16 protein-coding genes are annotated in these 14,272 nt (G+C 38.6%); 6 read left to right on the top strand and 10 right to left on the bottom strand.

Annotated features, from left to right (window positions below; translation table 11 throughout):
* Positions 1–136: 136 nt before the first annotated feature.
* The 3 genes from ACJJVM_RS09085 to ACJJVM_RS09075 form a co-directional block, all read right to left on the bottom strand.
* Positions 137–976, bottom strand: coding sequence for a cupin-like domain-containing protein (locus tag ACJJVM_RS09085; protein WP_405211477.1), 840 nt, complete (start codon positions 974–976; stop codon positions 137–139).
* Positions 977–1,098: 122 nt separating this feature from the next.
* Complete coding sequence (bioB, locus tag ACJJVM_RS09080) at positions 1,099–2,193, bottom strand: biotin synthase BioB (RefSeq protein WP_035334803.1); 1,095 nt, start codon at positions 2,191–2,193, stop codon at positions 1,099–1,101.
* 134 nt (positions 2,194–2,327) lie between these two features.
* On the bottom strand, positions 2,328–3,482 hold the full coding sequence (locus tag ACJJVM_RS09075; protein ID WP_035334804.1) for a beta-ketoacyl synthase N-terminal-like domain-containing protein: 1,155 nt from the start codon (positions 3,480–3,482) through the stop codon (positions 2,328–2,330).
* 133 nt (positions 3,483–3,615) lie between these two features.
* Between ACJJVM_RS09075 and ACJJVM_RS09070 the strand changes: the two genes are divergently transcribed.
* Positions 3,616–4,059 carry a cytochrome c oxidase assembly factor Coa1 family protein gene (locus ACJJVM_RS09070; protein WP_035334805.1) on the top strand — a complete coding sequence of 148 codons (444 nt, stop codon included), beginning with the start codon at positions 3,616–3,618 and terminating at the stop codon, positions 4,057–4,059.
* Here ACJJVM_RS09070 and bioA read toward each other — a convergent pair.
* The 4 genes from bioA to ACJJVM_RS09050 all read right to left on the bottom strand — a co-directional run bounded on the left by bioA (position 4,056) and on the right by ACJJVM_RS09050 (position 7,920).
* Entirely contained in the window at positions 4,056–5,321 is a 1,266-nt protein-coding gene (bioA, locus tag ACJJVM_RS09065; protein ID WP_405211476.1) for an adenosylmethionine--8-amino-7-oxononanoate transaminase, read from the bottom strand. The genes ACJJVM_RS09070 and bioA overlap by 4 nt on opposite strands.
* A 107-nt stretch (positions 5,322–5,428) precedes the next feature.
* Positions 5,429–6,028 (bottom strand): hypothetical protein, encoded by a 600-nt coding sequence (locus tag ACJJVM_RS09060; RefSeq protein WP_405211475.1) that lies wholly within the window; start codon positions 6,026–6,028, stop codon positions 5,429–5,431.
* 20 nt (positions 6,029–6,048) lie between these two features.
* The gene (bioD, locus tag ACJJVM_RS09055; RefSeq protein ID WP_405211474.1) at positions 6,049–6,681 is read right to left on the bottom strand and encodes a dethiobiotin synthase; all 633 of its coding nucleotides are present in this window, start codon (positions 6,679–6,681) and stop codon (positions 6,049–6,051) included.
* Positions 6,682–6,735: 54 nt separating this feature from the next.
* Entirely contained in the window at positions 6,736–7,920 is a 1,185-nt protein-coding gene (locus ACJJVM_RS09050) for an aminotransferase class I/II-fold pyridoxal phosphate-dependent enzyme (protein ID WP_405211473.1), read from the bottom strand.
* 85 nt (positions 7,921–8,005) lie between these two features.
* On the opposite strand from ACJJVM_RS09050, the gene ACJJVM_RS09045 reads away from it, so the two are divergent.
* From ACJJVM_RS09045 to ACJJVM_RS09025, 5 genes are all read left to right on the top strand, one after another.
* Complete coding sequence (locus ACJJVM_RS09045; protein ID WP_405211472.1) at positions 8,006–9,778, top strand: M61 family metallopeptidase; 1,773 nt, start codon at positions 8,006–8,008, stop codon at positions 9,776–9,778.
* A 129-nt stretch (positions 9,779–9,907) separates the two neighbouring features.
* Complete coding sequence (locus ACJJVM_RS09040) at positions 9,908–10,420, top strand: hypothetical protein (protein ID WP_405211471.1); 513 nt, start codon at positions 9,908–9,910, stop codon at positions 10,418–10,420.
* Between the two features lie 9 nt (positions 10,421–10,429).
* Positions 10,430–10,903 carry a DUF2975 domain-containing protein gene (locus ACJJVM_RS09035; protein WP_405211470.1) on the top strand — a complete coding sequence of 158 codons (474 nt, stop codon included), beginning with the start codon at positions 10,430–10,432 and terminating at the stop codon, positions 10,901–10,903.
* Between the two features lie 9 nt (positions 10,904–10,912).
* A complete protein-coding gene (locus ACJJVM_RS09030; RefSeq protein ID WP_405211469.1) occupies positions 10,913–11,389 on the top strand; it encodes a hypothetical protein in 477 nt (158 codons plus the stop codon).
* 3 nt (positions 11,390–11,392) lie between these two features.
* Entirely contained in the window at positions 11,393–11,596 is a 204-nt protein-coding gene (locus ACJJVM_RS09025; protein ID WP_035334814.1) for a helix-turn-helix transcriptional regulator, read from the top strand.
* A gap of 16 nt (positions 11,597–11,612) precedes the next feature.
* On the opposite strand, the gene ACJJVM_RS09020 is transcribed toward ACJJVM_RS09025, so the two are convergent.
* From ACJJVM_RS09020 to atpD, 3 genes are all read right to left on the bottom strand, one after another.
* On the bottom strand, positions 11,613–12,089 hold the full coding sequence (locus tag ACJJVM_RS09020) for a hypothetical protein (RefSeq protein ID WP_405211468.1): 477 nt from the start codon (positions 12,087–12,089) through the stop codon (positions 11,613–11,615).
* Positions 12,090–12,159: 70 nt separating this feature from the next.
* Positions 12,160–12,438 (bottom strand): F0F1 ATP synthase subunit epsilon, encoded by a 279-nt coding sequence (locus ACJJVM_RS09015; protein ID WP_035325900.1) that lies wholly within the window; start codon positions 12,436–12,438, stop codon positions 12,160–12,162.
* Positions 12,439–12,486: 48 nt separating this feature from the next.
* Positions 12,487–13,995: a F0F1 ATP synthase subunit beta gene (gene atpD, locus ACJJVM_RS09010; protein WP_035334816.1), complete on the bottom strand. Its 1,509-nt coding sequence runs from the start codon at positions 13,993–13,995 to the stop codon at positions 12,487–12,489.
* Positions 13,996–14,272: the final 277 nt, after the last annotated feature.

Genomic DNA, 14,272 nt, shown 5'->3' with positions numbered 1-14,272 from the left:
AAATGAAAAATTATCGACATAATGATTATTATAATAGATAAAAAACACTTTCAATGTTAAGTCATTGTAATATGTTAGTGTTATTTTAAGATTTAGTATGACACACAGCCATTTATAAAGAGATACAACACCACTTTTAGTTGCTCATTGCTCGCTCATTTTTTTCATCTATCCACGCCTGTCCTTTTCGGCGTCTCATAAAGTTATCATAGTGACGCATATAGAACACATTGTATAGTGCTTTCCTGAGGTTAGACATTTTTCGCGGAAGCGCACGTAAACTCATACTAAATCCAGGAGTTTCATATTTCATATAGTGCCAGTATCCTTCTGGCATATACAGTGTCTCGCCGTGATTAAGATGGCAAATGAAACCTTTTGCCTTTTTAAGATTTGGAAACTTATCATAATCTGGATCATCAAAGTTGATATCCTCGCGGGTGATGAGGGAGTAAGGTACTTTGTAAAGATGTGGCGTCTCACTAGGAGGAAATAACACACATTGCTTTTTACCCTCAAAGTGAAAGTGTAAGATATTTGCCCAGTCTATATCGTGATGCATAAAGACTTTGCTCCCCTCTCCACCAAAAAACAGCATAGGTATTTGCTTGAGCAATCTTAAACCTATTTTTGGAAACTTAAAATCTTCTTTTAATGAAGGAACTTCTTTCATTAAGTTATACAGAAAAATGCGATAGTTAGTAGGCTCCTTTTTGAGTAAGTCTACATAGGCACTCATACTCATTGTAGCGTGTGCTTGGTTAAAACCCTCGTCGTGTTTTACGGGTCTATCATCATAGAGCGGCACCTCCTTATCTCCAGCTATATCTTTTATATAGGCGAGATTCCATTTATCATAAGCCTTCCAGTCATCTATAAGGTGCTCTATAACCACGGGTTTCTGAGGCTTTACGTAATCACGTAAAAATTCCTTTTTGGTTATAGTATGTACTCTTGTGATTTCTTGTAACTGCATATAAGATGACCTTAAATTATGTAAAGCTATAGTACCACAAAACACTAACTCCCAGAAGGGAGTTAGTGTTTTGTGATATACTCTCGCGTATATCTACGATATTACTTCAAATATGGTTCTGCCTACTTAAGCGCTTTTCCGGCAAGTTTTGCCTCTTCGTTGCGCTCTATTTTGTGTCCTGGGCGTGACCATTTTGGTTTTTCTCCAAGTGATTCAAACTTAGAATCTACTGCTTCTACAGATTCTGGTTGCGCTTTTTTAACAAAAGGCTTTTGAGGAGTAAGACCTAATAGATCAAACATTTTCATATCCTCATTTACATCTGGATTAGGTGTAGTAAGTAGTTTATCACCAGCAAAGATGGAGTTTGCTCCTGCAAAGAAGCACATAGCCTGTCCTTCTCTACTCATCTCTGTTCTTCCTGCAGATAGTCTCACCTGCGTTTGTGGTAATACTATTCTTGTAGTTGCAACCATACGTATCATCTCCCAGATAGATATAGGATCTATATCTTCCATAGGTGTACCTGGTACTGCCACTAGTGCATTAATAGGCGTAGACTCTGGCTGTGGGTCAAGCTTTGCAAGTGCTGCAAGCATCCCTGCTCTATCTTCTACAGCTTCTCCCATACCTATGATTCCTCCCGAACATACGGTCACATTAGTTTTACGCACGTTAGAAATCGTATCTAGACGATCTTCAAAAGCTCTCGTAGAAATGACATCTTTATAATAATCTTCTGAGGTATCAAGGTTGTGATTGTATGCATATAATCCAGCCTCTGCAAGACGCTCTGCTTGGTTTTCTGTCACCATACCTAAGGTACAGCACACTTCCATATCTAGCTTGTTTATGGTACGTACCATCTCTAGTACGTTATCAAATTCTGGTCCGTCTTTTACATTACGCCAGGCTGCTCCCATACATACGCGTGAGCTTCCAGACGCCTTTGCTCGTAAAGCCTGTGCTTTTACTTGTTGTACAGACATAAGGTCATTACCTTCTATATCTGTATGGTATCTTGCCGCTTGCGGGCAGTACCCACAGTCTTCTGGACATCCACCAGTTTTTATAGATAAAAGGGTAGAAACTTGTACCGTATTTGGATCGTGATGCTCGCGATGGGTAGTTGCCGCTTCATATAAAAGCGTCATCATAGGTTTATTATAAATAGCGAGTATTTCCTCTTTGGTCCAGTTGTGTCTTATTTCTGTCATAACGTAAAAATATGAAATAGTCTTAAGCAAGTAAATGGCTATTACTAAGTTTTTAAAAAAATGTAGCCAGTACTGGTATAATTTTATGTGTTAAAAGTTCTTTTGGTACGCTTTCCCGAAAGCGTGATACTACCCTAAGCTTTCTCTACGATAATACTCACGGCATTACCTCCAAAACCTACAGCGTTTACAAGAATCTTGTTAAGAGCTTGATCTTTTGTTTTATCCTTGAGGTATGGAACACCTATAAAACGTTGCTCTTGCAGCATATTTATAGCGAGCTCTAAACTTAACAAACCACTTGCGCCAAAGGTGTGGCCTATTTTCCACTTGTTTGTAGTAAGCATAGGTAACTCTTCACCAAAAACGGCTTTTACAGCGCCCATCTCAGAGGTATCGCCCTTAAGTGTACCTGGTGCGTGCATTACAATAGCATCTATCTCAGAAAGATCTGTTTTGCCCAGTGCCATTTTCATAGATTTCTGGAAGCAAAGACCCTCGTCAGATATAGATACTGCGTGGTCTAGCATCTCTGTAGCATACCCCACTGCAGTTACATATGCAAGTGCGTTTTTCTTTTTTCCTAACTCAAGACAAGCTACTGCTGCAGCTTCTCCTAGCACCATTGTGTTTTTCTTTTTAAAGAGGTTAAGTGCCATATTAGGATATGCACTCGTACCCTCTTCTGTAGGTGTAAGTTTCATTGCTCTTATTTGTGCAATGGTAAACGGTGTAAGTGCCGCCTCAGAACCTCCTACTAAGAATTTTTTTGCCATTCCAGATTGTAACCACGCCACGCCATTTAATAAAGCGTGCAAAGCAGTACTGCACGTTATAGAGTGCGATATGTCTGGTCCAGTAGATTTTAAATCGTTTGCTAGCCAAGATGAAATATTACCTAGCGTAGTAGATGGTGATGCCTGTGTAGGAACGATGTTGCGCTCCTTATAAGTTTCAAAAAACTTTTCAAAAAGTTGTGTTGCACCTCTTGAAGAACCTACGTTTATACCAAAATCTCCATCTTTCCACCCTGCTTGCGCTACAGCAATTCTACCTGCATAAAGAGCATATAGTACAGATGGATCAATTCTTAAATAGTTTTTATCTTCTCGACGTATAGCCTGAATAGCTTTTTGGCCCTCTGGTGTTAACCTTGCAGTAAATGCTTCTAGCTCTTCTTCCCAAGCAATTTTTGTAGTTGTTTCTTGGTATGCGTTCCACTGCTCTTCAGCATTTGAACCTAATGGAGAGATAGAACCTAGACCGGTTATAGCTATAGGAGTTTTCAAAGTATAAGTTTGTTTAAAATTGGATTTACAAAAGTACAATTTCGCGAAAGCGTACCCCATCTATTTTTGAGTTTTCTTAAAAAGAAGTGTAACTTTTACCTCACAACTGTTACCTATCTAAAAATCAATAACAATGGATAATCAAAATGAACTTATAGAGAAGCCTAGCTGGTGGAAACGCAACTGGAAATGGGCTGTACCCGTAGGAGGATGCCTCTCTATAGTCGTAATAGGAGTCATATTAATAGTAGGTGGCGTCTTTGCTTTTGCAAATAAAATCAAAACAGCTTCTGGAAGTGATGAGGCGCTAGCTCAAGTACAATCTAACCAAGAAGTGATTGCTGTACTAGGAGAACCTATAGAAAGTGACGGTTTTGGGAGTTTTAATATCTCTTTTAATAATGGAGAAAAAAGAACTAATGCGACAACACCCATAAAAGGCCCTAACGGAACTGGCGTCATACATATCATCACTAGTGGTGAGGATGATGAGAAAGTGTATGAGGTTTATAATGTCACTATAGATGACAGTGACCAAGTGATTGACCTAGCGCCACTACTGCTAGAAGACAACTAGAAATGATCTAGCGCTTCTTGTATTGCGCTATATACTTTGGCCAGCTCTTTATCTGTAATTACATAAGGCGGTAGTACATAAATGGTATTACCTAGCGGCCTAAGTGCGACGCCTCGTTGCATAAAAAACTGGTAGAGCTCGTCACGCAGGTTGCCATAGCGTGCCATCTCTATAGTAAGATCTATGGCGATTACAACACCTTTTACTCGCACACTATTCACTTTATGATGTGCTTTTACCGTTTGTGCAAATGCCGTATGAGCAGCGTTAATACGCTCTCTACTTTTTGTGATTTCTTCGGTTTGCAGCACTTCAATTCCTGCAATAGCGGCAGCGCAACCTACGGGATGCGCACTAAAGGTATGTGCGTGAAAAAACCCTTTATGTACTTCCTCACTTAAAAAGCCTTCAAAGATTTCCTGAGTACAACTTGTGATACTAAGCGGAAACATTCCCGCAGTAAGTGCCTTACTGAGGCACATTATATCTGGCTTATTATCTAACTGGTCACAGGCAAAGACGGTTCCCGTTTTTCCAAAACCGGTCATAATCTCATCTGCAATGGTGAGTACATTTGCCTCACGGCATTTTTTTACAAGCGCATCAAGACCCGCAACCGAGTGGAACTTCATCCCAGCAGCACCTTGTACTAATGGCTCAAAAATAAAAGCCGCACATTTATTTGATGCAAGTATCCCCTCTAGCATAGCCATTACTTCGTCAAGGTTATCATCTTGCGGAGTTGGGATACGTTCTACTTTAAGTAAAAAATCTTCAAAAGGACCGTTATACGAACTCAATCCCGAGGCGCTCATCGCCCCAAAGGTATCGCCGTGAAAACCGTCTTCAAAAGCGATAAGCGTGTCTCTTTTATCTCCTTTGTTGTGATAATACTGTAGTGACATTTTGATAGCCGCCTCTACTGCTGTAGAGCCGTTATCATTAAAAAACACCTTCTCTTGGTTTCCTGGTAAAATTTCTACCAACTTTTCGGCAAGGGTAACTGCTGGCGGATGCGTAAACCCGCTGAACATTACAAAATCCAAATGCTGCATTTGTTTATGCATCGCGCTAGTGATGTACTCATTACCGTGACCATACATTGCGGTATACCAAGATGCAATACCATCTATATACTCATTACCAGCATCATCATACATCACGGCTCCTTTTGCGCGTGTAATTACAATAGGATTTCTCGCCGTTTGATGCTGCGTGAGTGGGTGCCAGAGGTGCTTGCTGTCTTTTTCTAGTATAGTCACAATTATAAGTTTAGTGCAAAGTTAGTTAAGGTAATAGCCTTCTTAGTTAGAAAGGATTTAAAAATAGTCTAGAGATTTATTACGCTTTCGCGAAAGTATAACTCAAACTAGTCTTTCAAGAATTTCATTTCAAAGATTATATAATGTTCAATTCCAAATTCTGAACCCCAGCTTTCGACATCTTTACCACTATCATCAACTGCACACCAAAACAACATACCATCCTTCTCATAAGGTAAAATATATGCAAAAGCATAAAAATTCTCATTGAATGAAATTTGCTCCTTCACACCAATATCTCTCAAACTATAATTATCAGATTGTATTGCATCAAATTTTCTAGTCAAAACCATTCCAGGGAATTTGAATGATAATTTTAATTTTGGCTCAAATGTTTTTTTAGCTAATACTTTCAACTTTAATGTATCACTTTTTTCATTGGGTCTCATTGTATACTTGGCCGTATTAACTAGAGTATCAACAGTCTTTAGTTTGCCATTCCACATTTCTTTGGCAATTAAAATATAATCTTGAGTGCTAATATCTTCTCCTATAAAATTCACACCATAGTAATCAATATTCTCAAATTGTAGCAAATCTGAAATCTCTTTGTTTGGGGATGAATAGCTAGTAACCATTTTAATATTTTGACCAATTAAGTGGCTAACACAAAAACATAAGGCTAAGAGTAGATAGAATTTTTTCATAGTCGGGTTATAAATTGTCTTTATAAGTTTTCTAAGCTTTCGCGAAAGCGCTCTGCATACTCTGCAATAACATTTTCATCAAAGTAGGGTTCTTCATCAATACGACCTATTACGGTTGCTCCACTCATTTTCTTAATTATAGACTCTGTGGTAGGATGCTCATCTCCAGAAAATATAATACCACCTATCTCAAAATTACGTGCCTTGAGTAATTCAATAGTCATCAATGTGTGATTGATACTTCCTAGGTAATGACGCGATACTACAATCACTTTATCTGTAGGGTTTATTACATCTGCAATGGTTTCGGTTTCATTTATAGGGACCAGTAAGCCGCCTGCACCCTCAATTACAAGCGAATTTGTGGTTTCAGGTCTTTTGATTTTATCTACGGTAACGGTTACATTATCTATAGCAGCAGCCGCGTGCGGACTCATAGGCGTCTGTAAAGCAAAACTGTTATCGTGATATTGCGATATTTCATTTCTAACTAATCGCTTGACTTTGTGAGTATCACTATTATCAAGATCTCCAGCTTGCACAGGCTTCCAGTAATCTGCCTGCAAGGCCTCTGTAACAATGGCTGCAGCAACTGTCTTCCCCACATCTGTAGAAATCCCTGTAATGAAATATGTAGCTTGTTTATCTTTCATCCTATATTCTTTTGTAGTTCAACAAAGCTCTTTAATGACAGAGTTTGTTTAATGCTATAATTGGCTTTTTATTAATTCTAGAAGTTCAGTAACTTCATTTTTGCTGTTATATGCGTGCAAACAAATACGCAGGCGCTCTTGACCTTGAGGCACTGTGGGCGATAAAATAGGCTTGACGTTAAAGTTGTTTTCTTTTAGCTTTCGCGAAAGCGTCTTTACCGCATCATTACCACGTATCACACCACAATGTATGGCAGAGTCACTATCTATAAAGAGCTTACCTAGAGCTAGTCTTTGTACTTCGGCCTTAAAATGATTTATAAGCTTGCGCAAGTTCACAACCTCTGGCGCATCCTCATTTGTAGGTTCTAACAATTGCTCATAAGCACTTAATATAATCGCAAGTGAGTGTGGAGGCAGCCCAGTAGTATAAATAAAAGAGCGTGCAAAATTTACCAGATAGCTCCTCAAAGCCTCACTACCTAAAATCGCGGCTCCGTGCGCACCCATCCCTTTACCAAAGGTTATAATGCGTGCAAAAACTTTATCTTCTAGATGGAGTTCTTGTACGAGTCCGGTGCCTTGAGGTCCCAACACAGCGGTTGCGTGCGCTTCATCTATAATGAGGTGTATGCCATTTTTTTTACAGATTTCTGCAATAGCAAGAAGGTCTGGCGTATCACCATCCATAGAAAAAACAGACTCGGTCACAAGGTATAGCTCGATGGCACCTTCTTGATCATCTAGGTGATGCATCTCTCGCAACCTAGAGACCAGCTTTTTTATACTGGCGATATCGTTATGCTTAAACTTAAAGCCTCTAGCTGGGCTCATCTGTACACCATCTCGTATACTAGCGTGTATATACTCATCGTAGAGTATAAGATCCCCGCGCTGCGGCACACTCTGAAAGAAGCCCACGTTTGCATCATACCCACTATTAAAAACAAGTGCGGTCTCAGCTTTATGAAAATCTGCTAGTATCTCCTCCGTGCGAGCGTATAGCTTGTGATTACCAGACAGCAATCTGCTCCCTGTAGCTCCATTTGCACTGAGCTGCTCTTCTTGCAATATAGCCTGAGCGCGTGCTGTAATTTTCTGGGCGATGCTACTATTACTAGAAAACCCTAAATAATCGTTTGACGAGAAGTCAACGAGATTTGCTGGAGGCGTGAGTACTCGTAGTGCTTGCGTAGCTTTTCGAGCATCTAGTTTTTTCTGTAATTTTTTTGGTAACATATGGTAAAGATACTTCACCAATGTGACATTTTGTAGGGATAGAAGTGCCGTTAGTTTCTTACTTTTAAAATCTAAACTTTCCTTTATGAGATTACTTCTTATTGCATTACTCTTAAGCTCCTTTTGTATCGCTCAAACTAATGAGTACAGCATCTCCTTTGAGAATGCCGTACATCACGAGGCTAGCATTGCTATCACCTTCCCAGAACTTAAACAGAAGACCGTTACCGTACGTATGAGTAGATCATCACCGGGACGTTATGCTATACACGAGTTTGCAAAAAATGTCTTTGACTTTAAGGCAACAAACAGTAAAGGAGAAGTACTAGAGGCAACTAGACCAGATCCATACTCTTGGGAGATTAAAAATCACGATGGAGAAATAAACGTATCCTACACACTCTTTGCAAATAGGGCAGATGGTACGTACTCACAAATAGATGAGTCACACGCACACCTCAATATGCCCGCTACATTTATGTTTATGGAGGGAGAAGAGCATCGACCTATCAAGATAGACTTTAATGTAAGGAGAGACTTAAACTGGAAAGTTGCAAGCCAACTCAAAAAAGTCTCACAAACAACATTTACAGCACCAGATTTACAATACTTTTTTGACAGCCCTACAGAGGTAAGTGATTACCAGTTACGAGAGTTTATGGTAGATGGTAAAAACATACGCTTTGCATTGCATAGTGATGACAGTGCAGAAGATTTTGACGCCTATTGGAAAAAGGCAAAAGCCATTGTTCTTGCACAAAAAGAAGTGTTTGGAGAGTTGCCTGCCTATGATTTTGGCGAGTACACCTTCCTTGCCTGTTACGCTCCTCACGTATCTGGTGATGGAATGGAACATCGCAACAGTACGATACTTACCGATAGAGAATCACTAGCAGCTGGTGGTATGGAAGGCAATATAGGAACGGTTTCTCACGAGTTTTTTCACTCGTGGAATGTCGAGCGCATACGCCCAGCAGATCTCGAGCCCTTTGACTTTACTGCAGCAAATATGAGTGGATCCCTATGGTTTGCCGAAGGTTTTACAAGCTACTACACTAACTTAATTCTTGCTCGCGCAGGCGTTATCACCAGTGAAGATTATGTAAAAGGACTCAACCGAACATTCAACTATGTATGGAACTCGCCTGCCCGCGATTATTTTAACCCGATTGAGATGAGCTACCAGGCACCTTTTGTAGATGCCGCGACCTCTGTAGATCCTGTAAATAGAAACAACACCTTTATCTCATACTACTCTTATGGAAGTGTGCTGGGTCTAGCACTTGACCTCTCACTGCGCCAGCAAGGGCTTAATCTAGATGACTATTTTAAAGCGGTGTGGAATCAGTTTGGAAAAAAGGAGGTCTCATACAGTATTCAAGATCTTGAAAATGTACTCTCTGGTTATGCGGGTGACGCTTTCGCAAAAGCGTTCTTCTCTCAATACATTTATGATAGTCAAATGCCAGATTATCAAAACCTACTATCAAATGCGGGACTTACAATGACACAAGACAAAAACAAGCCTTATCTAGGACTACGTGTAAACGCCTCTGAAAGCGGATTACGTATTGCAAGCCCAACTTCAAAAGGCTCGCCTGCATATGCTGCAAAGCTTAATAAAGGAGATCTTATAACTGCAATAGATGGAGCAGCGATAACGACTGTAGATGCCTATAATGCGCTAGTTAAAAAGCTCACTGTAGGTCAAACGATTGCAGTGACTTATAAACGTTTTGGTAACGAGGCAACCACAAATCTAACAGTAAGCGCAGATCCTACCTACACCATCGCTACCGATGAAAACGCAGGTAAAAAAGCTCGTAAGCTCAAAAAACACTGGCTACAAGAAAAGTAAAGGCCCATCCTTGAATGTAAAATCCCCAACACTAAAAATAGTACTGGGGATTTTTTATATGTGATTTTTAAATAAAATTATTGTTTTTCAATAATTTCTATATATTTGTTATTGTAAAACGATAATTAAATGAATCTATTACTTAAGCTAGAAAAAACTATTAACATCTTTTTTGTTGCATTGCAGATACTATTTGTCTTAGGCATTGCAGGGGTTATAATAGGTATTATTAGAGGCGATATTCTTAACATTAACAATTTAGAACCTACTAGCGCCTATAATCTAAGAAGCTGGAAATTTCTCGTTATTCTTTTTAGTTATTTTGCTATCTACTACTTGTTCATAAGAGTGGTTTCACACTTAAAACAGACCATCCCCTTTCTCAAGAAAGGCTTTTCATTTTCAGAGCCAGTAGCATCAAAACTAAAGCAAGCAGGTAAACTTCTAATATTTATTGGCTACAGCCTTGCAATACTATCAATTATTACACCCTTATTTCTTACGTCTAAATTTAAAATAGATGTCATAGAGACAATCTTAAGCCCATTCTTTTTTGTGATTTTAGGTTTATTTCTCAAATATTTTGGACAAGCATTTTTGCAAGCAAGAGATTTACAAAATGAAAACAATCTAACTATATAAACACATCAGATGAATAAACTTAAAATATTATTTGGCATAATTGCACTACTACTTTTTGGCTACACCTTAGGAATTATACAGAGTATTATTCTATTAGATAATTATCAATTAATAGTAGATGCTAGAAAAAGTGAAATGATCTTTGGTGAATTTGATTACTTCATAGATAAGTTATTGATTATATCAATTTGTGCCGGCCTCATCATTTGCCTTAAGTGTATTTATGAAATTTTAAAGAAGGGATTTTTTACAACTATTTCTAAAAAGCATATGAAATATGCAGGTTATATCTTTTTAATTGTTGGAACTATTTCTGCCATTCTTGACAGCATACGGTTCTTTGCTGGTAACCTGAGAGGAATACTACTAAACAATATTTTAATAGGACTGCTAGTAGGACTACTTGGCTTCATAGTGCTTATCATAGCAGATATGGCTCGAACGGGCTACCAACTCAAGTCTGAAAATGATTTGACAATATAATTTTCTATTATGAAAAACATAAAACTACTTCTGGGCGTAATTGTAGGCTTACTTATTTTAAATCTAGCTAAGGTCATCTTCAACATCACCTTTTATAACTCCCTAGATGATCTTCTCAATGCAGATGGTGAAGGTCATTTACTCATCATAACTTATGTAGCAACTATCATTGTGCTATGTGCAGCTCACTTACTTGTCGCTAAGGGACTGTGGTTTATGATACAATATGGATACTTTAACTTGAGAAGTATCAAGGTGCTCAATTTTGGAGCTGTAGCCTTTATCGCATACGGTATTATTTCTCTTTGCTGGAGATTATACCTAATGAGCTATTTTAATCAAGCTGAAACTAATGAAGCTCCTCAAATGGTTATTAATGCCTTTGAGAATAGCTACACTATCATATTGGGGCTAGCGATCATAACAATCACTACGGTATTAAAGGATGCACACGTCCTCAAATCTGAAAACGATCTAACCATATAACCTATGCCTATAACAATAAACTTAGACAAGGTGCTTGCAGATCGTGAGATGAAGAGCAAAGAACTCGCAGAAATAATAGGCATCACCACAGCAAACCTTTCTATACTCAAATCTGGTAAGGCAAAGGCAGTGCGCTTCTCTACGCTTGAGGCTATCTGTAAGGCCTTAGATTGTCAACCTGGCGATATACTAGAGTATTCTACATAAAAATAGCTATAAAGGCCTAAAGCCATTTCGTATTATATGGGTCTGTACCCGCATCATAAACATCTAGTTCCAACTGTAGAGCTATACCACGAGCTACATCAAGTGCATCATCTAAATCTTGATAATTAGAAAGGTTAAAATGTCGTTTTTCATCGTACCATAAATTAATCTCGTAGAAATCTTTAGGGTTAAGAAAAACGGCAACATAACTTAACTCTTCATATTGCACCCAATTGCCCCACTCAATAATGCCTATAGTAGACATATCTCTAAAGCGATGATTCTTAAAGTTAAAACGATAATATTTTGAGATAGAATATCGTAAACCAAACATAAAGCAAGTAGTACCAAAATAAGCATACCCTCCTACGTGTTTTAAGTCTACAAAAGATTGATACAAACAAAACAAAGTCGCTGTATAACAAGTAGCCGCAATAATATTTTCAAGTAACGACCTTGAGCCTTGAGATATAACTACATCTTCTTTTATCATACTTTAATAATACAAAAAAGCCCAAATTCTCATAAGAATTTGGGCTTTTAATAATGTATGTTAATGCGCTTTAATCTGCTAGCACAATCACTTTATTGTTGTTCATCTCTACAGTACCACTAGCAATTACAAGTGACCACTTACCGTCTGGTGTTTTGGTAAATTTACCTTCTTGACCATCGGCTATAGTAGGATTTCCTTCAAATTTTACAGTACCTGCTACTAGTAAAGAAACAGTTGCTGCGTGATTATCTAACATTTGGTATTCACCATTAACACCTGGTACGGTAACCGATGATACTTCACCGCTTACTAGAGATGCCTCTGGAGTTACAATTTCTAAATGCATAGTTTATAATTTATAGTACGCTTTCGCGAAAGCGTAATTAAAAATCTCTTAAGCCTCTTGAAGCATTTTTTCTCCTGCTTCGATTGCCTCTTCGATAGTTCCTTTAAGGTTAAATGCTGCTTCTGGAAGGTGATCTAACTCTCCGTCCATAATCATATTAAATCCTTTGATAGTTTCTTTAATATCTACCAGTACTCCTGGGATACCTGTAAACTGCTCTGCTACGTGGAATGGCTGAGAAAGGAAACGTTGTACACGACGTGCACGTCCTACGGCCATTTTATCTTCTTCAGATAATTCTTCCATACCTAAGATGGCAATAATATCTTGAAGTTCTTTATAACGCTGTAAAAGCTCTTTTACGTTTTGTGCACACTCATAGTGCTCATTACCTAAGATATCTGCAGTAAGGATACGTGATGTAGAGTCTAGTGGATCTACCGCTGGGTAAATACCAAGCTCTGCAATCTTACGTGAAAGTACTGTAGTTGCATCAAGGTGAGCAAAGGTTGTTGCTGGTGCTGGATCGGTAAGGTCATCTGCAGGTACGTAAACCGCTTGTACAGATGTAATAGATCCTCTCTTTGTAGAAGTAATACGCTCTTGCATCGCACCCATCTCTGTTGCTAGTGTAGGCTGGTAACCTACGGCAGATGGCATACGCCCAAGAAGTGCAGATACTTCTGATCCTGCTTGAGTAAAACGGAAGATGTTATCTACGAAGAAAAGTACATCTTTTCCTTGTCCTTCTCCTGCTCCATCACGGAAGTACTCAGCTATAGTAAGTCCAGAAAGTGCCACACGTGCACGTGCTCCTGGTGGTTCGTTCATTTGTCCGAATACGAAAGTTGCTTTTGAGTCTCTCATCGCAGTTTTATCTACTTTAGAAAGGTCCCATCCACCTTCTTCCATAGAGTGCATAAAGTCATCTCCGTATTTGATAATACCAGACTCAAGCATCTCTCTTAAAAGGTCATTTCCTTCACGTGTACGCTCTCCTACTCCTGCAAATACAGAAAGACCACCGTGACCTTTTGCAATATTGTTAATCAACTCTTGGATAAGTACTGTTTTACCTACTCCTGCTCCTCCAAATAATCCAATCTTACCTCCTTTTGCATAAGGCTCAATAAGGTCGATTACTTTAATACCTGTAAAAAGTACTTCTGTAGATGTTGATAGGTCTTCAAATTTTGGTGCGCTACGGTGTATAGGTAAACCTGCATCTCCAGTTTTAGGAAGATCATCCATACCATCAATAGCATCACCTATTACATTAAATAGACGACCATAAATATCTGCCCCAATAGGCATTTGTATAGCAGATCCTGTTGCAACAGCATCCACCCCACGGCTTAATCCGTCTGTAGAGTCCATTGAGATTGTACGTACTGTATTCTCTCCAATGTGTGACTGTACTTCAAGAACTAATTTTGTTCCGTTTGAGTTTGTAACTTCTAGTGAATCGTAAATTTTAGGTAACTCAGTTCCGCTCTCAAAAGCGACATCTACTACTGGGCCTATAATTTGTGCAACTTTACCTGTAACTTGTGACATTAGTCTCTATATTAATGTTTAGCAAAATAATAGCGAAAAACTTGTCGTTTTTCGTCGTGCAAAGATACTGTTTAATTTTTTATGCAAAAGTGTAAAGTGTAAGTTTTTGAAGTGCTTTTTTTAGTGATGATTACGCTTTCGCGAAAGCGTACTAAAAACTAGGGGTTACGGTTATTACCCGTGATAATTTCTATGACAAAAACTTTTGAGCCCGGCCAAAAAGTAACGCATAAAAAAAGGATATTTTAAACTCAAGTTTAAAATATCCTTCTAAAAG

It is taken from the genome of Dokdonia sp. Asnod2-E02, from assembly GCF_045063915.1.
In the GTDB taxonomy this organism is placed as follows: Bacteria; Bacteroidota; Bacteroidia; order Flavobacteriales; family Flavobacteriaceae; genus Dokdonia.
The sequence above is the reverse complement of the archived record's forward strand: the minus strand, read 5'-3'. Positions and strand labels throughout refer to the sequence as shown.

What these genes read in the sequence shown, in the direction of transcription:
- ACJJVM_RS09050 (WP_405211473.1), bottom strand. Translation starts at nt 7,920, where the DNA reads ATGTTACCAAAAAAATTACAGAAAAAACTAGATGCTCGAAAAGCTACG.
- atpD (WP_035334816.1), bottom strand. Translation starts at nt 13,995, where the DNA reads ATGTCACAAGTTACAGGTAAAGTTGCACAAATTATAGGCCCAGTAGTA.
- ACJJVM_RS09085 (WP_405211477.1), bottom strand. Translation starts at nt 976, where the DNA reads ATGCAGTTACAAGAAATCACAAGAGTACATACTATAACCAAAAAGGAA.
- ACJJVM_RS09040 (WP_405211471.1), top strand. Translation starts at nt 9,908, where the DNA reads ATGAATCTATTACTTAAGCTAGAAAAAACTATTAACATCTTTTTTGTT.
- ACJJVM_RS09070 (WP_035334805.1), top strand. Translation starts at nt 3,616, where the DNA reads ATGGATAATCAAAATGAACTTATAGAGAAGCCTAGCTGGTGGAAACGC.
- bioB (WP_035334803.1), bottom strand. Translation starts at nt 2,193, where the DNA reads ATGACAGAAATAAGACACAACTGGACCAAAGAGGAAATACTCGCTATT.
- ACJJVM_RS09015 (WP_035325900.1), bottom strand. Translation starts at nt 12,438, where the DNA reads ATGCATTTAGAAATTGTAACTCCAGAGGCATCTCTAGTAAGCGGTGAA.
- ACJJVM_RS09060 (WP_405211475.1), bottom strand. Translation starts at nt 6,028, where the DNA reads ATGAAAAAATTCTATCTACTCTTAGCCTTATGTTTTTGTGTTAGCCAC.
- bioD (WP_405211474.1), bottom strand. Translation starts at nt 6,681, where the DNA reads ATGAAAGATAAACAAGCTACATATTTCATTACAGGGATTTCTACAGAT.
- ACJJVM_RS09035 (WP_405211470.1), top strand. Translation starts at nt 10,430, where the DNA reads ATGAATAAACTTAAAATATTATTTGGCATAATTGCACTACTACTTTTT.
- ACJJVM_RS09025 (WP_035334814.1), top strand. Translation starts at nt 11,393, where the DNA reads ATGCCTATAACAATAAACTTAGACAAGGTGCTTGCAGATCGTGAGATG.
- ACJJVM_RS09020 (WP_405211468.1), bottom strand. Translation starts at nt 12,089, where the DNA reads ATGATAAAAGAAGATGTAGTTATATCTCAAGGCTCAAGGTCGTTACTT.
- ACJJVM_RS09045 (WP_405211472.1), top strand. Translation starts at nt 8,006, where the DNA reads ATGAGATTACTTCTTATTGCATTACTCTTAAGCTCCTTTTGTATCGCT.
- ACJJVM_RS09030 (WP_405211469.1), top strand. Translation starts at nt 10,913, where the DNA reads ATGAAAAACATAAAACTACTTCTGGGCGTAATTGTAGGCTTACTTATT.